The 18,692-nt window shown below is 28.7% G+C and carries 14 protein-coding genes and 1 pseudogene; 12 read left to right on the plus strand and 3 right to left on the minus strand.

Annotated elements, in window-relative coordinates:
• From J7M87_RS13105 to J7M87_RS13115, 3 genes are all read left to right on the plus strand, one after another.
• Nucleotides 1-806, plus strand: an 806-nt coding sequence (locus tag J7M87_RS13105) for a glucose PTS transporter subunit IIA (protein ID WP_291651479.1), incomplete at its 5' end; no start/stop codon positions are given.
• Between the two features lie 527 nt (nucleotides 807-1,333).
• Nucleotides 1,334-1,528 carry a hypothetical protein gene (locus J7M87_RS13110; protein ID WP_291651480.1) on the plus strand — a complete coding sequence of 65 codons (195 nt, stop codon included), beginning with the start codon at nucleotides 1,334-1,336 and terminating at the stop codon, nucleotides 1,526-1,528.
• 275 nt (nucleotides 1,529-1,803) lie between these two features.
• Nucleotides 1,804-2,988 carry an ROK family protein gene (locus J7M87_RS13115; RefSeq protein ID WP_291651481.1) on the plus strand — a complete coding sequence of 395 codons (1,185 nt, stop codon included), beginning with the start codon at nucleotides 1,804-1,806 and terminating at the stop codon, nucleotides 2,986-2,988.
• Between the two features lie 108 nt (nucleotides 2,989-3,096).
• On the opposite strand, the gene J7M87_RS13120 is transcribed toward J7M87_RS13115, so the two are convergent.
• Both J7M87_RS13120 and J7M87_RS13125 read right to left on the minus strand, forming a co-directional pair.
• Nucleotides 3,097-3,687 (minus strand): sulfatase/phosphatase domain-containing protein, encoded by a 591-nt coding sequence (locus J7M87_RS13120; RefSeq protein ID WP_291651482.1) that lies wholly within the window; start codon nucleotides 3,685-3,687, stop codon nucleotides 3,097-3,099.
• On the minus strand, nucleotides 3,684-4,547 hold the full coding sequence (locus tag J7M87_RS13125; protein ID WP_291651483.1) for a sulfatase-like hydrolase/transferase: 864 nt from the start codon (nucleotides 4,545-4,547) through the stop codon (nucleotides 3,684-3,686). Before J7M87_RS13125 ends, J7M87_RS13120 begins: the two co-directional genes overlap by 4 nt.
• Nucleotides 4,548-5,028: 481 nt before the next feature.
• Here J7M87_RS13125 and J7M87_RS13130 point away from each other — a divergent pair.
• The 4 genes and pseudogenes from J7M87_RS13130 to J7M87_RS13145 all read left to right on the plus strand — a co-directional run bounded on the left by J7M87_RS13130 (nucleotide 5,029) and on the right by J7M87_RS13145 (nucleotide 9,377).
• Nucleotides 5,029-6,468, plus strand: a pseudogene (locus J7M87_RS13130) (glycoside-pentoside-hexuronide (GPH):cation symporter).
• A 322-nt stretch (nucleotides 6,469-6,790) separates the two neighbouring features.
• Nucleotides 6,791-7,582 (plus strand): sulfite exporter TauE/SafE family protein, encoded by a 792-nt coding sequence (locus tag J7M87_RS13135; protein WP_291651484.1) that lies wholly within the window; start codon nucleotides 6,791-6,793, stop codon nucleotides 7,580-7,582.
• A gap of 12 nt (nucleotides 7,583-7,594) precedes the next feature.
• On the plus strand, nucleotides 7,595-8,692 hold the full coding sequence (locus J7M87_RS13140; RefSeq protein ID WP_291651485.1) for an anaerobic sulfatase maturase: 1,098 nt from the start codon (nucleotides 7,595-7,597) through the stop codon (nucleotides 8,690-8,692).
• Between the two features lie 532 nt (nucleotides 8,693-9,224).
• On the plus strand, nucleotides 9,225-9,377 hold the full coding sequence (locus J7M87_RS13145; protein WP_291651486.1) for a zinc-ribbon domain-containing protein: 153 nt from the start codon (nucleotides 9,225-9,227) through the stop codon (nucleotides 9,375-9,377).
• A 113-nt stretch (nucleotides 9,378-9,490) separates the two neighbouring features.
• Here J7M87_RS13145 and J7M87_RS13150 read toward each other — a convergent pair whose 3' ends face one another.
• Complete coding sequence (locus tag J7M87_RS13150) at nucleotides 9,491-10,384, minus strand: LysR family transcriptional regulator (protein ID WP_291651487.1); 894 nt, start codon at nucleotides 10,382-10,384, stop codon at nucleotides 9,491-9,493.
• Between the two features lie 216 nt (nucleotides 10,385-10,600).
• Here J7M87_RS13150 and J7M87_RS13155 point away from each other — a divergent pair, with 216 nt between their 5' ends.
• The 5 genes from J7M87_RS13155 to J7M87_RS13175 all read left to right on the plus strand — a co-directional run bounded on the left by J7M87_RS13155 (nucleotide 10,601) and on the right by J7M87_RS13175 (nucleotide 18,652).
• Nucleotides 10,601-12,301, plus strand: a complete 1,701-nt coding sequence (locus tag J7M87_RS13155; protein WP_291651488.1) for an FAD-dependent oxidoreductase — start codon at nucleotides 10,601-10,603, stop codon at nucleotides 12,299-12,301.
• 82 nt (nucleotides 12,302-12,383) lie between these two features.
• Nucleotides 12,384-13,637 (plus strand): YeeE/YedE family protein, encoded by a 1,254-nt coding sequence (locus J7M87_RS13160; protein WP_291651489.1) that lies wholly within the window; start codon nucleotides 12,384-12,386, stop codon nucleotides 13,635-13,637.
• 102 nt (nucleotides 13,638-13,739) lie between these two features.
• Nucleotides 13,740-15,050, plus strand: coding sequence for an APC family permease (locus tag J7M87_RS13165; RefSeq protein ID WP_291651490.1), 1,311 nt, complete (start codon nucleotides 13,740-13,742; stop codon nucleotides 15,048-15,050).
• 411 nt (nucleotides 15,051-15,461) lie between these two features.
• Nucleotides 15,462-16,139: an ABC transporter ATP-binding protein gene (locus J7M87_RS13170; protein WP_291651491.1), complete on the plus strand. Its 678-nt coding sequence runs from the start codon at nucleotides 15,462-15,464 to the stop codon at nucleotides 16,137-16,139.
• On the plus strand, nucleotides 16,139-18,652 hold the full coding sequence (locus J7M87_RS13175; protein ID WP_291651492.1) for an ABC transporter permease: 2,514 nt from the start codon (nucleotides 16,139-16,141) through the stop codon (nucleotides 18,650-18,652). Before J7M87_RS13170 ends, J7M87_RS13175 begins: the two co-directional genes overlap by 1 nt.
• Nucleotides 18,653-18,692: the final 40 nt, after the last annotated feature.

Consider the following 18,692-nt stretch of genomic DNA (forward strand, 5'->3'; position numbering starts at 1 on the left):
CATCAATCATTTCAGGATTCTTTGGTGTTACTGAACCAGCAATTTATGGTATTACATTACCAAGAAAAAAACCATTTATAGTGAGCTGTATAATAGGTGCAGTTACAGGAGGTATCCTTGGTTTCTTTGAAGCTAAAAAATATATGCCAGGTGGTTTAGGAATATTTGTTTTACCAAATTTTATAGGACCAAATGGACCTGACAAGGGATTTTATGGAGTTGCTATAGCAATGGCAGCAGGTTTAATTTTAGGATTTTTAGCAATGTTATTTGTAAAATTAGATCCAAAGGATATGGAAGAGGATAATTTTAATACAGATGTTTCACAAAATAGTGAAAATACATTAGTTAAACAAGAAGTTATTTCAAGCCCATTAAAAGGAAAATTAACAGAGCTAAAAAATGTTGAAGATGAAGCATTTGCTTGTGGTGCATTAGGTAAAGGTATAGCAATAATACCAACAGAGGGGAAAGTTGTAGCTCCAGCAGATGGAGTACTTACAACACTATTCCCAACAGGACACGCTATGGGAATTACAACTAATAATGGAGCAGAAATATTAATACATGTTGGTATGGATACTGTAAAGTTAGAAGGAAAACACTTCACATTAAAAGCTAAACAAGGAGACGCAATTAAAAAAGGACAGACTTTAGTAGAGTTTGATATTAAAGCAATTGAAAAAGAAGGGTATTCCTTAATCACACCAGTAATCATAACAAACTCAGATAATTATTTAGATGTTGTAGAAATCGATAAAAAAGAAATAGATTTTAAAGAAGATTTATTAACAGTAGTAATATAGTTTAGTTTATAAAAATTATTGATTGTAGATATTATGAGTAGTTATAAATATTACTCATAATATCTGGCATGAAATAAAACTTCAGTTATTAATGAGAATATAGATGTAGTTATGATATATTAGTATTAACACAGGTATTTGTTAATCATAACACCTTAAAGTTACAGTATGAAGATTGTAACTTTAAGGTGTTATTTTTTTATTCTTTAGGAAATTATATTTTTAAAAACTGTGTATAACTAATAAAATGTAGATATGATAATTGAAGATAAGATAACAGTAAAACAGATATTAAAGGACAATTATAATAAATTTAAAAATAAATATTGGTTTCAAGTTTTGAAAAATATGCGAGAGCATATTGATGATGAGATAAATAAATCTTTAAGGTGTAGCGATATTAAATATGGATTTGCGGAATATAGAATAATTAAGTATGAAAATAACAGAATATCAATAGTAAAGAAAATAAGGCTCATAAATTATTAGAACATTATAGAAAAGTATGTAATGTATATGAAAAGCTAATGTTGTTAATGAAATGGGAGGAAGATATTCAAAATCTAAAGGCAGAAAAGATTAAGGAAGAAGAGTTTATTGTAATAACTGCAAAGGGAAATAAATTTATAGTAAAGCTAGAAAATAATATGTGTATATGTAAGTGTTTTTATTATAATAGAGAAACTTGTAAGCAGATTATTGCTTGTAAAAGATATAAGTAAACTCATAGCCATTATTTAAAATGCTAATGGCTAAAAAATATCACCAAACTGTATCATAAATAACGGAGCATATGATTTGTGATAAATTGTATAAAATTATATACTCCTATATAATAATAGTATTCTTAGTCTTAAATTATATTTAAATAAATTAGAGTGAATTTTATAGAAATGAAAGCAATTATTATATATTTTAAGAGACATATGATCTATTAATATATAAATCTATTAAAAGATTTAAGGTAATAAAAGTTATCTACAAAAGGAGGGGAAATATGAATCCTATAAAAAAGTCTAATCGAACTAGAATATTAGAGTATGTTTTTAGAAATGCTCCTGTATCAAGGGCTACTATAGCGGAGCAAACAGATATTACACCTGCTACAGTAACAACAACAATAACAGAACTGATAAATGAAAATGTTATTGTAGACTTAGGTGAAGTTGAACAAAGTGATAATACGCCGGGGAGAAAGCGTGTTTTAATTGATTTAAATCCTGACCATAGTTATGCAATTGGAATTGAATTTAATGAAAAGCATATATCTTTTTGCATAACTAATTTAAAAGGGAAGATTATAGATGAATCAATATTTTTAACAACTTATCATCAAGTTTCAAATATAACAGAGTTTATAATTGAAAATGTAGAAATACTTATGCAAAAAAATAAAGATATCAAGGATAAGCTTTTAGGAATAGGTATTGGTGTACCGGGAAAGATAAATAATAATAATAAAGAATTATTTTCAGATTCAAATGTATGGAAATGTTTCTTTCCTGAAAAAATTAAAGAGAGATTTCGATTATCTGTCATTATGGAAAATAATGTTAAATGCATGGCTAAGGGGTTATATTTATTTGAACCTCAAAAAAGTCCAGAAAATTTTTCTTTTTTTCATTTAGGTACTGGAATGTACTGTGCAAATGTGATTAATGGAGAATTATTTAAAGAGGAAAATTATATATCTGGGGAAATCGGTCATACAATTGTTAAAGTGGATGGAAAATGTTGTGAGTGTGGAAAAAATGGATGCCTTAATACTTATGCAAGTGAGAGATGGTTAATAAAGATGGCTAAGATACTGATTAAAAATAAGGCTTCTGTTATTTTAGATAGTTTAGTTAAAAATTACGAAGAGTTAAATATTGAGCATATTATAACTGCATATAATTTGGGGGATGAAGTTATAAGACAATACATATTAGAAGCACTGAAATATTTAAGTATGTCTATTTCAAATTTATCTATTATAATGAATCCTACTAAAATTTTTCTACATGGTCAATTATTTGAGGATGATACAATATTTAAGCAATTTCAAATATATATTGAAAGAGATCTGAACTTTATAGGGGATAACTATTTTTCTAATATAGAACTAGTTCACTACAAGCCTATTGATGGTGCTATTGGGGCAAGTGCTAGGGTCATTGATGCTTATTTTATTAATGAATAATTAAAAAGAGTATATATAAATTTGTTTTTACACAAATATATATATACTCTAATTATTTATCTCTAAGGATAATATATTTTTTTCTTTATAGATATAATTGTTAGATTTCTAATAAAAGTCTTTAATACGATGAAACCATACACTAGCTGGGTCATTACTTTCTTTCAGATGCTTAGATAATTTTTGTATATATTCTCTTTTTATATCTGCATATTGTCCATCATAACATAAATTATTTAGTTGATATGGATCGTTAGTGAAATCATAAAGCTCACCTTTTTCATTTTCATTAAAGGTGAATTGGTATTTATTATCTCTTACCATCCTTTGACGAGATACATAAAAGTGATTATGAAACTCGCCAAATACTTCTGTTCTATTATTACTTTTCTTTACTCCGGACATTAATGGGAGAAGGCTTTCACCATCAACAGGTTTAGGAGGCTTCATGCCTGCTATATCTAGAAGCGTTGGCATAATCTCCTGTAGATAAACAAAACTATCATTATCCTTAGTGCCGAGACCTTTAACTATCATAGGTATTCTATATATTTCATCGAAAGTGAATGCACCTTTTTCAATTAACTTGTGAGCGCCAAGACAATCCCCATGATCTGCACTATATATAATAATAGTATCATCATAGATTCCTAATTTTTTTAATTTATCTACTATTAATCCCACCATGTCATCGATCATTGTACAATGACCATAGTATTTAGAAGAGATGTCTGCAAATCCATCCCACCCATAATCTCCAAGTCCCCACATTTTTTCAGTAAGATAATAACCATAAGAGGTTTATCATTAAAATCTTCTTTATAGCTTGGATGCTCTTTAATATCCTTTGGATCATACATAGAATAATAAGGTTCAGGTACGATGCTTGGTGAGTGAGGTCCCCAGAAATTTGCCCAGATCAAGAAGGGTTTATCTTCGTCAATTGCTTCATCAATTAAACGATTAGCTTCATGTGCAACAAAATATTCAATAGTGCTTTCAATAGGTCCTTCATGCTTAGCATACATTTCTTGGATCTGAAGTGCAGGGTTATTACCTAAGAAGCCGTGGGAAACATCAGGTATATCAAAGCCATTATCCTTTAAATATTCTTCGTAGTAATTAGGTAAGTTATCTGGTGGTTGATTAAATATTAAACTAGGAAAAACTTGGCTTCCTGGAAAACCATATCCCATAAAAGCTTTTCCGTTAAATCTACAGTCCTCAGGTGTTTTTGATGCGGAAACATGCCATTTACCAGCAAGACCACAATAATAACCTTGATCTTTCATACATTGTCCGAGAACAGGAATATCATCTTTAATATCTGTAAAGTTATCGATTACACCATGATTGTGAGGGTAAAGTCCTGTCATAACACTTGCACGAGAAGGTGCACAGATTGGAGAAGATGTAAATGCATTAGTAAATTTCATTCCTTCATCAGCAAGAGCATCAATATTTGGTGTTTTGCATATATCATTCAAACCATAAGAACTAACAGTATCATATCGTTGTTGATCGGATAGTATTAGAATTATATTTTTTTTCTTAGTCATAAAACTCAATCCCTTCTAAATATGAATTAATTATTTATTATAAAAAATAAAAAGTGATAATAAAAGATTTTAATAATAAAAAGCATAAAAATCGCAATATAAATTAATGAAATTTAAATAATATATAATTTAACACTAATTTTAATGTTAGTATAGCACTGCTAATTATTAAAATTAATAATTAATTAAATCTATTAATAATTTTGATAAATCGATATAATGAGTATTATATCAAGAAAAAATAAAATGTATTGAAAATACATTAATTATTATTTATAATTAATTGTGAAAAGGTTAAAAGCAAAGGGGGAGTGTTATAACCTTATAAAGTAAGAGAAAAAAGTTATGCTTCTTAAGAGAACTATTCGGGTAGATGAGGAATTGATGTAAAAATTAAAAGTAAAGGGGAGTGTTATAGCATTATAAATTAAGAAAGAAAAGTTAAATTTCTTAAAAATTAAAATTATACGGGGGTAAAGAGATGAATAATTCAGTGGAAGCTTCAGAGAAACAAGTATACTTATATAGTATAGGGAACATTGCAAATACAGCTATATTTATGTTTGTAGGCACATATATTATGTTCTATTACACAAATATATTGGGTATTTCAGCTACAGTGGCAGGAACAATTTTTATGGTAGCTAGAATCGTAGATGCACTAACAGATCCGATTATGGGAATGATTGTTGATAGAACTAATTCTAAAAGGTTCGGTAAATATAGGCCTTACATCATATTTGGTTCACCTATATTAGGAATTATTTTTGTATTAATGTTTATGGCTCCGGATTTAAGTATGGGAGGAAAAATAATTTATGCATATACAAGTTATATTTTATATAGCTTAGCATGGACATGTGTGCAAATTCCTCAACTTGCACTTCCTATTATTTTGAGTAATAATACAACACGTCGTACAAAAATTCAGGCTATCTTTCAGGCAGTTGGAAACATTGGATCTTTAGCGGTAACATCATTAGCCATTTATATGCTAAAGTGGTTTGGTGGAGATGGAAGTAAAGAATCGTGGTTTATTGTGGCGATAATTTTTGCTATATTCTCTACAATTATGTTTATTATATCTGCTATGTCTGTTAAAAGTCTTGATGTTTTTAATCCAGCACAAGCTAGTAGAGTTAACTCAGGTGAAAAGGTATCCATTAAACAAAGAATAAAAGTTATTACTTCGAACACAGCTTTACTTATGGTACTTATCAGTTTTGGAACAGATAGTTTAGCTATTTAAATCGGAAATGGACTAAATATGTATTTTTTTAAATATAACATGGGAGAAAAATTAAATCTCATGGGGATGCTAGGATGGGCAACTACTATATTTTCTTTCATATTGATTGGAATTGTAGGATGGTATGTAAATAAGCTTGGAAAGAAAAATGGAATAATATTAGCTGAATCACTTGCTATTATAGCTGCACTTGGATTATTATTTGTTCCGTCACATAATACTTTTTTCGTTATGTTCTTTTTAATAGCATCAGTTACTATTGGGGCAATTACTAACATGTTAAGTAGATCTGCTGTTTTAGATTCAGCTAACTATGCAGAGTGGAAGACTGGCATTAATGGATCGGCATTAGTATCTTCTACATTTACTTTTGTAAATAAGTTTTCACAAGCATTTGGAGCATTTATCATGGGGTATGTTCTAGAGTTTGTAGGTTATGCACCAAATCTAGCTCAGCAGTCTGCAACTACGCTAAAAGCTATTTTATATATGAAAACGTTAATACCTATTGCTGCATTTATATGTTCTGTTGTGGCAATGCAATTTTATCCAATTGATAGAAAAACAGAGAATGAAATGGAAACGTTTATAAATGAGAAGCGTAAGAGGGAGATTGAATCATCTAAATTAATAGAAGATGAAGTTCATAAAGAATCACAAATAAAAATTTAATAAAAAATAAAAAGAACTTATATTAAAGCATATATGGGGAATGGCATCTAGTATATCGAAAATTATCTAAGTATATTTTATATATAATAATCTTATATCAGTCAAGAAAACGTTTTTTAGAGAGTGGTTTATATTTTACTGAAATAGGTAGTGAAAGTGAAATAAATATGCTTAATATAATTAATTGTAAATGATTAGCAGCTGATTTCTGCTCTGTATAAGAAATCAGCTGTTAATTGATTTTAATATAGTTTCATATATAGGTAGAGAATGAAATGTTGAAAATGACATAATAATATAGAAGAAAAAGTAGGGGGAGTGTATGGAGTTTATATACTTTATTATAAGTGCCATCGCATCATTAGTAGGAGCTATAAGTGGAATTGGTGGAGGAATAATTATAAAACCTTTTATGGATAGTTTAGGAACAATGAGCGTATCAACGTTAAGTTTTTTGTCCGGATGCACTGTTTTGACTATGGCTACAGTATCACTTATAAGAAATAGAAAAGAGGAAATTAAGATAAATGTGAATATAACTGTATATTTAGCAATCGGTGCTTGTGTTGGTGGAATTTTAGGAAAAGAATTATTTGATAAATCAAGAAGGATATTTGGAAATGATAGTTTAGTAGGAATCATTCAATCAATTTTATTATTATTAATTAATTTAGCAATCATATTTTATATGAAAAATAAAGATAAAATTGAAACACATAATGTTGAAGATAAGATAAATTGTGTATTAATTGGATTATCATTAGGAGTGTTATCATCTTTTTTAGGTATTGGGGGAGGCCCATTAAATATAGCTGCAATATACTATTTTTTCTCAATGAAGCCAAAGGAAACAGCTTTAAACTCATTATTCGTAATATTCTTTTCTCAAATGTCTAGTTTACTAACAACAATTTTAGCAAATGATATTCCTGAGTTTAGAATTATGACATTGATTGTAATGTGTTTGGGAGGAGTTTTAGGAGCGATTTATGGAAGTTATAGATCAAAGAAAATGAGCGATGATATAATCCAGCAGTTTTTTGCGAGAGTTTTAATTTTATTAGTTTTTATAAATATATTTAATATAGTCAAGTTTACAGGAGTATCATTATAGAGGAGGGCTAAAATGTATCCATTAAATTTATTAATTAAACCAGCATCAGGATATTGTAATTTTAAATGTAAGTATTGTTTTTATGATGATATAGCTGATAATAGATCAGTTCAGTCTTATGGATTTATGAGCACTAAAACTTTAGAGCAAATAGTAAAGAAAGCTCTTAAGTTTGCAAAGGGTGAATGTACATTTATTTTTCAAGGTGGTGAACCTACTTTGGTAGGCCTTGATTTTTATAAGGATTTAATAAAGTTTCAAAAGAAATATAACAAAACAGGGATAGAAATCCATAATTCAATTCAAACTAATGGCTATTTAATAGATAAGGAATGGGCAAAATTTTTGCATAATAATAAGTTTCTTGTAGGAATATCACTAGATGGAACTAAAGAAATAAATGATATAAATAGGATTAATGCTAGTAGAGAAGGTACTTATGATAGTATATTAGAAACAATAGAACTCTTTAACAAATATAAAGTAGAATACAACATATTGACTGTAGTAACTTCTTATGTAGCTCAGAATATAAAGAATATATATGAATTTTATAAAGAAAGGAATTTTTCATATCAACAGTATATACCATGTTTGGATCCTATGGGAGAAGAAAGAGGATGTCGTGATTATTCACTTAATCCTAAACTTTATGGACAGTTTTTAAAGGATTTGTTCGATTTATGGTATGAGGATATGAAAAAAGGAGAATTTGTATATAATAGATATTTTGAAAATATAGTAGGGATAATAAAAGGATTTAGACCAGAGGCCTGTGGTATGCTTGGTCATTGTACAGTTCAGAATGTAATAGAAGCTGATGGCAGCGTATATCCTTGTGACTTTTATGTATTAGATGAACAAAAGATAGGAAATCTGATAGAAGAAGATTTTGAGGATATAGAAAAAAAGCGAAAAGAAAGTAAATTTATAGTATCATCATTAAAGTTAGAGTATAGCTGCATGGAGTGTAAATGGAAAAATCTATGTAGAGGTGGATGCAGAAGAGATAGAGATAAAAATATGGATGGAAATTTATCGCTAAACTATTTCTGTGAATCTTATAAGGAATTTTTCGAGTATTCAATTGATAGATTAATAAACTTTTAATAAATTTCTAGAAGAACAAAATGAAAAAACTTAATTAGAGTAGTTATAGTGAACCGTACAATAAGAAAATGAGATCTTTAATTAGATATTAATATAACTTATCTAAGGATACGAAAAAATAGTATCATAAGTAATACTTTAAATTTAATTAATACAATATATTATTTATATATTATATAACAATGAACCAAGGTGAATATTTAATTATCTAAGATACAGTAATAGTCGCTGCAACTGTAGATTAATGCTTTATAGAGTATGTAAATTTAATTAAGAGAGAATTAAATAAATTTTACAATAAGTTTAAAAGTATATAATTATAGTTTAAATATGTTATAAAAAGAAATAGTTAAATATTAGTATGAAAAATGTGAAATAAATAATTAAAAGGTGTTGCAATTAAGTAAATACTATGTTATTATAAGAGAGTAGCAAAGTTGCTAACAAAAAAAGTTTCATTTAGGTAAATAGTTTCTCAAAAATTAGAGATTATTATATCGATTTAGAATCTTTAATTTCAGGAGGAATATTTATGACAGATAAGACATTAGTATGTAGAGATTGTGGAAGTGAATTCGTATTTTCAGTAGGAGAACAAGAATTCTATAAAGAAAAAGGATTTACAAATGAGCCAACAAGATGTATATCTTGTAGAAGAGCTAAAAAGGAACAAAATAGAAGATAATTTTAAATTGTTATAGGTTGTAGTTTAGACTACAACCTTTTTTATTTTTAAATAAGCCTAATCACCTTAATAAAAAAGCCCAGACTTTAATGTCATGGGCCTTTTGCATTATATTAATAACAAAAACATCTTTTATTAGATGTTAAAAATTGAACAAACTTTTCCTCGTGATCCGTAAAATTATAGTTTTTTCTAAAAGCTAAGTAATAGTTATAAGGAATTTCTAAACCATCAATGGTAATTCTTTTTAAGGTACCTGTCCTAAGTTCATGAGTAACAACTGATTCTGGAAGGAAAGAATAGCCTCTACCAGAAGCTACGGATGATTTTATAGACTCAAGAGAGTTTAAGGAAATTAATATATTTAAGTCATTTAATGAAAGCAAGTTATTCTGAAGGGCTTTTTCTAGCAAAGCAAGAATTCCAGAACCTTCTTCTCTTAAAACTAGGGGTAATTTAGTAAGTTCTTGAATTGAGATAGAATTATTTTTTACATTTTTACCCCCAACTAAAATTAGCTTATCAGGCATTATGGAAGTTGTGCTTATATTATCAGGAACATCCATATCTTGAATAATAGCAATATTAGTAGCATGATTTATAAGATTTTTTATAACATTAGCTGAGTTGTCTACTTCCATTGATATATCTATATTAAAATGTATTTCTTTAAATGTATATATACTACAAGGTAATATGTGCTCACCAATGCTTTTACATGAAGAGATAAATAGCTTGGACTTCTTATTTTTTAAGTTTTTTAAATTACGCTCAAGATTATCCTGTAAGGATAGCATACTTTCAGCATATTCAAAAACTAATTTACCTTCATCGGTTAATGAAACGCCTCGATTACTTCTATTTAAAAGGTTTTCACCAATATCATTTTCTAAGCTTTGTAATTGCATACTAAGCCCTGGTTGAGTTAAATGAAGCTGTTTAGCAGCCTTTGAGATACTATTACACTTTACAGTTACATAAAAGGAACGTAAGTAAGTTAAATTCATTTAGTCACTTCCTCTAAATATCATAGTGATTATATTCTATATTATTTTTATAAGATATGTCAAATTTACAGATGTATAAGACTTATTTATTGTAAATAAGGAATGCTTATTACACTAAAGAGAGTATTATATGTTATCCTAAGGAAGGATAAAAATTTAACAATCTATACTGATTAGTCAAAATAATTGTTTAATAATAGATAGGAGAGTAATCGTATGAGTAAAAAAGTAGTCATTGTTGGAGGGGTAGCTGGTGGAGCATCAACTGCAGCTAGATTAAGGAGATTAGATGAAAGTGCTGAAATAGTAATGTTTGAAAGAGGTCCACATGTTTCTTTTTCAAATTGTTGTTTGCCATATCATTTAAGTGGTAAGATTGAGGATCATGAAGATTTAGTTCTAATGAAGCCAGAACAATTCTTTAATCAATATAAGATAGATGCAAGGGTATTTAGTGAAGTAGTTAGAATTAATAGAGAAAAGAAGGAAGTTACAATAAGAAATGTTGTTAATGGTAAAGAGTATGTTGAAAGCTACGATAAGTTAGTGCTTTCCCCTGGAGCTAAAGCAATAGTTCCACCTATCGATGGTATTGATGATGTGAATTTATTTACAGTAAGAAATGTAGTAGATATAGCTAGACTTAATGTATTTATAAAGGAAAATAGAAGTAAAAATATTACTGTTATCGGTGGGGGATTTATAGGTGTTGAAGTTTGTGAAAATTTAAAAGAGGCAGGATATGAGGTTTCTTTAGTTGAAGCAATGGATCAGATAATGAAGCCATTTGATTATGATATGGTACAAGTGTTACATAAGGCTATGTACGATAATGGAGTAAATCTTATAGTTGGAGATAAGGTTAGTTCCTTTGAAAAAAATACAGTGGTATTAGAATCAGGAAAAAAGATAGAATCAGATGTAGTAGTTATGGCAATTGGAGTTGTTCCAGAAACTGATTTAGCTAGAGAAGCAGGATTAAAAATAGGACAAACTGGAGCTATAAAGGTAAATACTAATTATATGACTAATGATAAGGATATATATGCAGTTGGAGATGCAATAGAAGTACATAATGCATTAACTAACTCTGCAACTAAACTTCCACTTGCAGGGCCAGCTCAAAAGCAAGCAAGGGCAGTAGCAGATCATATTAATGGTATCCCAGTTAGAAATACAGGATTTATTGGTTCATCATGTATTCAAGTTTTTGATTATAATGGAGCATCTACTGGTTTAACAGAAGGACAAATTAAAGCTCTTAATTTAAATATTAATTATGAAGTTGTCAGAGTAATACCTCAAGATAAGGTTGGCTTAATGCCAGAGAGTGAACCACTTCATTTTAAATTAATATTTGAAGTGCCAACAGGAAAAGTTTTAGGAGCACAAGCAATTGGAAGAGGGAATGCAGATAAAAGAGTTGATGTAATTGCTACATTAATTAAATTTAATGGGACAGTTTATGATTTAGCTGATTTAGAGCTTTGTTATGCGCCACCATTTGGAACAGCAAAAGATGTTGTTAATCATGCAGCATTAGTAGCAACAAATCTTTTAAAGGGAACTTTCAAACAAGTTTATGTTCATGAAGTAAGGGATTTAGTAGAAAGTGGTGCTTGCATAATAGATGTAAGAGAAGAGGATGAATATGAATTAAGCCATATTAGAGGAGCTAAAAATGTTCCATTAAGCCAATTAAGAGATAGAATAAATGAAATACCTAAGAGTGTTCCAGTGTACTTACATTGTAGAAGTGCGCAAAGGAGTTACAATGCATCAGTAGCATTAGGACACTTAGGATTTGATAATATATATAATGTTTCAGGGGGATTTATGGGAGTTAGCTTCTATGAATACTACAATGATATGGTAACTGGAAGAGAAAAGATAGTTACAGATTATAATTTTGATTAAAAAAAGATTCATGTAGACTTTTTTTAATCAAAAGGAGCTTATTAAATTTAATATAAAATATTAATGAATTTAGGGGGATATTATGAAAAAGGGACAAATATTTATAGGATTTGGAGTTATAGCTGCAATTATAGCATTTATTATGACTAAATATACAGATAATAGTAAATTAGCGTTATTTCTAATTACAGGATTAATGTTAGGTTATGTGTTACAAAGATCTAGATTTGGATTTGCTGGTGGAGTTAGAAAAATAGCTATGACTGGTGATGGAAAACTAAGCAAGGCATTATTATTCTTATTTTCTATAAGTGTAATTGGTACAGCTGGAATTCATTATGCAGGAGCTCAAAGTGGAGCAGAAGCTGCTTTTAGAGCAGCTAAGGATGTTGCTACTATTCCAGGTACAGGAAGTGTATCTGCAATTTCATTAGGGTTTATAATTGGTGGTATATTATTTGGAATTGGTATGGTACTTGGTGGAGGATGTGCTTCAGGTACGTTATCAGATACTGGGGAAGGTTCAGTGAGAGGTTTAATAGTTCTTTTCTTCTTTTGTATAGGAGGAATGCTTGGAACTTGGAATTTACCTTCATTAAAGAATACATTCTTATATAAGAATTCATTAACTGTTTATTTACCAGATGTGTTTGGGTATGTTGGTTCAGTATTAGTTTCATTATTATTACTTTTAGGATTATATTTTATAGTTAAGATATATGAAAATAAGAGAAGAAAAGCTGGTACTCTTAAACTAGAAGAATATAATGAGTGGGAAAAAGGAATTGAAGAAGAAAAGGAATATGAGGTTCTAAGCAATAAAACTTATCATAAACTTTTTGTTGAAAGATGGTCTTTCTTTACAGGAGCTTCATTAATAGCAATATTATTTATATTTATAATTAATACAACTAATTCAAGTTGGGGTGCATCAGGTCCATATACTCATTGGGGAGTGTGGTTATTTAGTAAGTTAGGTATTGACTTTGGTTCAATAGAAGCATTTAAGGGAAGTGCAGGAGTAGTTACTAAGGGAATATTAAATGATCCAGTTTCAGTAAGAAATATAGGTATTATTTTAGGAGCTGCCATTTGTATGTTATTAGCTGGAAGATGGAAGTTAAGTGCAAACTTTAAAGCTAAGGATATTGTATTCTATGGCTTAGGTGGCATATTAATGGGATATGGAGCAAAGCTTGCAGGGGGATGTAATGTTGGAGCTCTATTCTCAGGAATAGCTAACCTTTCATTATCAGGATGGGCATTTTTAGTAACACTTGTTATTGGTGGATTATTAGGAGTTAAATTAGTTAAAAAGTTTAATATACCTGCATAGATATCAATAACATGATAATATAATAGCAGAAATATTTTATAAGCCTATGCAGATAACTCTGCATAGGTTTTGTTGCTAAAGAAAAGTAGAAAGGAAGGAAGTATGAAAAAATATCTTAATAGGTTAGATGTGTTTTCCATTGTTGTAGGTGGTATTATCGGCTGGGGTTCATTTATGCTACCAGGAACTAAGTTTTTAAAGGAAGCTGGAGTAATAAATACAGCGATAGGTCTTATACTAGGAGCACTATGTATTATTGTAATTGAGAGAAACTACGAAGTTATGATGTCTATTCAAAATGAAGAGGGAGGAGAATTTTCATTTACTTATAATAATTTAGGTAAAAAGCATGGTTTTATTGTTGGATGGTTTCTTACCTTAGCTTATTTTACAATGATTCCTCTAAATGCTACTGCATTTCCATTAGTTATAAAGAAGTTAATGGGTGGAGTCTTAGAGTTCGGATATCTATATAATGTTGCAGGATATAATGTTTATATAGGTGAAATAATTGCAGCTAGCATTATTATTTTACTTTTTGCTTATTTCAATATAAAAGGATTAAAGGAATCTAGTAGAATACAAAATATTATAATAATAGTACTAATATCAATGGTATTTCTTGTTTTTGTAGGCATGCTATTTAAGGGAGAAAGAGAAACCTTTGTTCAAACATATATCAAAGAATACTCATTTGATATAAATTCAATAGCTATGGTATTTGCTATAACACCATTTGCCTTTATTGGATTTGATGCCATACCTCAATTAAGTAATGAATATAAGTTTTCAGCCAAAAAGGCATCAATAGTTGCTATAACTGGGCTTATTATAGGAACGTTAATATACAATATATTAAATATAATAACTGCTTTAGCTTATACACCTAAACAGGCACTAGTTCTTGAGTGGGCAACTGGTAGTGCTGTATTAGGGACCTTAGGAAGAGGAGCATTCTTTATGCTTATAATGGCACTATGTGGTGCAGTATGGAGTGGAATTAATGGGTTTATGATTTGTAGCTCAAAATTATTGGGGTCAGTAGCTAGATATAAGATGTTACCTGATAAAATGGGAAAGATAAATAAAAATGGAGTATATAAAAATGCAATACTATTTTTAACGGGTATAAGCTTAATAGCACCTTGGTTTGGGAGAGAAGTTATAATTTGGATTGTAGATATGTCATCTCTTGGAGCAGCTGTAGCATATCTTTATGTTTCATATATTGCATATAGAAAGACTGAAAAGATAACTGGCAAAGTGTTTTCAATATTAGGAGTGATTATAAGTATAATATTTATATTATTATTACTACTTCCAATGTCTCCAGCTGGGCTAGGAAAGGAATCCATGATATCTTTATTAATATGGAGTCTTATGGGGATTATATTTTATTTTAATATTAAGTAGATTAGAAAAAAGATGTTTATTATTGTGATAGGTTTTAATATAACTAGGTGATAGCCGTACTGAAATTAAGTACGGCTTTTTATTTTAGTTTTTTGTTGATTATAAGCAGTGTACAAAGTATATAATATTTTCTTTATTTATTAACATAATAAATTTATTTTGAAGAAGAAAAAATATATTAATTATTAAAGAAAACTAAGGCTAGTATAGGAAAATATCATGCAGGAATTTCTAATGATGAGGGAATTAAAAATCAAGAAAATAAGAAGATTCAACAAATTACTATTTTAGTATATTATAAATATTTATTATTAGATAAAAAATTGAAAAGTTTAAATTATGTCAGAAGATTGTAAGAAGTTATATGTAAAATACAAAGTATAGTAAATAAAAATTTTGAGGTGGAGTTAGATGAGTATTTTAAAAACAGAAAATTTAGTGAAGATATATGGAGAAGGAGTTAATGAAGTTAGAGCATTAAATAACGTTAGTATAGAGATTAAAGAAGGAGAATTTGTAGCTATAATAGGGACATCTGGAAGTGGAAAATCAACATTATTAAATATGTTAGGTGGATTAGATAAATCAACTAGTGGAGAAACAATTATAGGTGGTAAAAATATAAGTAAAATGAAAGATGAAGATCTTACTATATTTAGAAGAAGAAATATAGGGTTTATTTTTCAAAATTATAACTTAGTTCCTATTTTAAATGTTTATGAAAATATAGTTTTACCTATAGAGTTAGATGGAGTAAAGATAGATAAAGAATATGTAGATTCAATTATTAATACATTAGGTTTGAAAGAAAAATTAACTAATATGCCAAATAATCTTTCTGGAGGACAACAACAAAGGGTAGCAATAGCAAGGGCATTAGCTACTAAGCCAGCTATTATTTTAGCTGATGAGCCTACAGGAAACCTTGATAGTAAGACAAGTATGGATGTAATAGGGTTATTAAAGATAACAAGTAAGAAGTTTAATCAAACTATGGTTATGATTACACATAATGAGGAAATAGCTCAACTTGCAGATAGGATTATAAGAATTGAAGACGGTAAGGTTTCAGTTAGAGGTGATGAGTAATGAAATTTGAAAATAATAATAAGGAAGTTATTAAAAGGATAACAAAAGGGTCATTAAAGAAAAATAAGATAAGAAATATATTTGCCATAATTGCAATAGTACTTACAACTTTTATGATATCTTCTGTTTTTAGTATAGGAATAAGCTTTGCTAAAAATTATAAAACAATGAATTTAAGATTACAAGGTACTACAGCCACAGTATCGTTAGATAACCCTACAGATAATCAAATAGAAAAAATAAAATCATTAGACGTATTAGATAGCATGGGCTATGAAGTAAATGTCGGAAAAGTAGTTCTTGATAGTTTGACAAATAATAGAACAAGCATAAGACTTAAATATATTAATAAAGAAAATTTTGAAAAACAGTTAACTCCATGTATAAGCGATATAAAAGGAAGATATCCAGAAAAAGAAAATGAGATAATGGCATCTAAGAAAGCTTTAGAATTTCTAGATAAAAGTGATGCAAAGATAGGTGATAAAATTGAAATTCCAGTAAAAATAAATGAAGAAGTTACTAATAAGGAATTTATCCTAAGTGGATCTTATACTACTTATGGAGTAGTACAAGATATAGGATATATATTAGTTTCCGAAGAGTTTATAGAGGGAAATAATTTAACTTTAGAAAACGATGGAAAACTTCTTATGGCTTTAAAAAAAGCGCAAAAGGAAGTAGCAGAAAGTAAATTAGAAAAGGAAGTTTCTCTTAATGGAAATCAAAAATTTATATATAGCTATGATCCTACAGAGGAATTTTCAAATACAGCATTAATTACAGTAGTATTAATAGTAATCATAGCTTTATTTATAGTTTTAAGTGGATATCTTCTTATTTATAATATTATATATATAGCAGTAACTAAAGATATCAATTTCTATGGATTACTTAAAACCATAGGGGCATCACCAAGACAAATTAAAAGGATGGTAAAGGGTCAAGCTTTTAGACTATCTATAATTGGAATACCATTAGGATTAATATTAGGAGCAATAGTTTCTTTTGGAATTGTACCATTAGCAATGGGAACATTATTTGATGGGGCTAAGGCGAGCGCTATGCCTGGAGATGTTTCTTTTAATCCGATAATATTTATAGGGTCAGCACTATTTTCATTACTAACAGTAAGTTTAAGCTGTAAAAAGCCAGCTAAAATTGCAGGAAGTATTTCACCGACAGAAGCGTTACGTTATACAGGAAGCAAATCTAAAAAGCAAAAGAAAGACAGGAAGTCTACTAATGGTGGAAAGCTATATAAAATGGCATGGTACAATGTTTTTAGAGAGAAGAAGAGATCTATAATAGTATTTCTATCATTATTTATGGGGATTATTACCTTCTTAAGTGTAAATACATTCTTAAGTAGTTTAAGTGTAGATAATTATATTGATAGATATGTAAAAAATGATTTTGAAATACAAAATATTGAGGCTCAAACAGATAAAATAGATACTGATATGATAGATAAAATCAAATCTATCAATGGTGTAAATTCAATAAACTTAAGTAAGTCGAGTACGTTACAATTAGAAATGAGCGAAGATATACTTATGCCATCCTTAAAGGAAAGTTATAAAAGGTTTGGGTTATCAGATGAAGAGCTAAATCAATTTTTAAATCTAGTTAAGGATGATCCAAGTGTATTATCATCGTCTGTTATGGGAATAGATGATGATCTTATAGAAAGAGTTAATAAGGATTTAAAAGATAAAATAGATATAGAAGCATTCAAAAGAGGAGAGTTTGTTATAGCCGATGCATGGAGCTATGGAGATGATTATAAGAATATAAAAGGTAACTTAACTATAAGAAGTTCTAATAATGATATATCAAAAACCTTTGATGTAAAAATAATAAATGATAATTCATCACTATTACCATCAGGATTACCAACACCTTTAGGAATACCAACAATATATATTAGTAATTCTGTGTTAGAGGAATTAGATAGCAATGCAGTAAATTACTTATTATATGTAAATGTCGATAATAAATATGAAGAGCAAATTGAATCTGAACTAGAGGGTATTAGTGAAAGCCGTGGATTGTGGTTTGAATCTAAGGGTGATAAGACAGAAGAGTTTAATAGTTCACAAATAGTAATGAATATACTTGGTAGTGGTATATCAATTATACTAATATTAATAGGAATAATTAACTTCATAAATGTAATGATAACAGGAGTAAATGTTAGATTAAAAGAGCTTGCTATAATGGAAAGCATAGGTATGACTAAGAAGCAAATCAAGAAAATGCTAACTTTTGAAGGTTTATATTATGCAGGTATTACTACTACATTTATATTAACAATAGGAATTGCTATTATTTATGGAATATCAGAACTTACTAGGCAAATAGCTGACTATGCAACTTTTGTATTCCCAACAGTACCATTAGTACTATTAGTACTATTTATATTTGCAGTATGTTTAATTACTCCAAGCATTGTGTTTAAAGAATCATCAAAGAGAAGTGTAACTGAGAGAATTAGAGAAGTAGAGAAATAAAATTTTAATGGGTTATCTTTAAGATAACCCATTTTTGATA

Origin of the sequence: Clostridium sp. (assembly GCF_017888565.1) — a bacterium.
In the GTDB taxonomy this organism is placed as follows: Bacteria; Bacillota; Clostridia; order Clostridiales; family Clostridiaceae; genus Clostridium.

Bases quoted from the DNA above. Each gene is read 5' to 3' on its own strand.
- J7M87_RS13110 (WP_291651480.1), top strand. From the start codon at position 1,334: ATGTTGTTAATGAAATGGGAGGAAGATATTCAAAATCTAAAGGCAGAA.
- J7M87_RS13115 (WP_291651481.1), top strand. From the start codon at position 1,804: ATGAATCCTATAAAAAAGTCTAATCGAACTAGAATATTAGAGTATGTT.
- J7M87_RS13120 (WP_291651482.1), bottom strand. From the start codon at position 3,687: ATGATCGATGACATGGTGGGATTAATAGTAGATAAATTAAAAAAATTA.
- J7M87_RS13125 (WP_291651483.1), bottom strand. From the start codon at position 4,547: ATGACTAAGAAAAAAAATATAATTCTAATACTATCCGATCAACAACGA.
- J7M87_RS13135 (WP_291651484.1), top strand. From the start codon at position 6,791: ATGGAGTTTATATACTTTATTATAAGTGCCATCGCATCATTAGTAGGA.
- J7M87_RS13140 (WP_291651485.1), top strand. From the start codon at position 7,595: ATGTATCCATTAAATTTATTAATTAAACCAGCATCAGGATATTGTAAT.
- J7M87_RS13145 (WP_291651486.1), top strand. From the start codon at position 9,225: ATGACAGATAAGACATTAGTATGTAGAGATTGTGGAAGTGAATTCGTA.
- J7M87_RS13150 (WP_291651487.1), bottom strand. From the start codon at position 10,384: ATGAATTTAACTTACTTACGTTCCTTTTATGTAACTGTAAAGTGTAAT.
- J7M87_RS13155 (WP_291651488.1), top strand. From the start codon at position 10,601: ATGAGTAAAAAAGTAGTCATTGTTGGAGGGGTAGCTGGTGGAGCATCA.
- J7M87_RS13160 (WP_291651489.1), top strand. From the start codon at position 12,384: ATGAAAAAGGGACAAATATTTATAGGATTTGGAGTTATAGCTGCAATT.
- J7M87_RS13165 (WP_291651490.1), top strand. From the start codon at position 13,740: ATGAAAAAATATCTTAATAGGTTAGATGTGTTTTCCATTGTTGTAGGT.
- J7M87_RS13170 (WP_291651491.1), top strand. From the start codon at position 15,462: ATGAGTATTTTAAAAACAGAAAATTTAGTGAAGATATATGGAGAAGGA.
- J7M87_RS13175 (WP_291651492.1), top strand. From the start codon at position 16,139: ATGAAATTTGAAAATAATAATAAGGAAGTTATTAAAAGGATAACAAAA.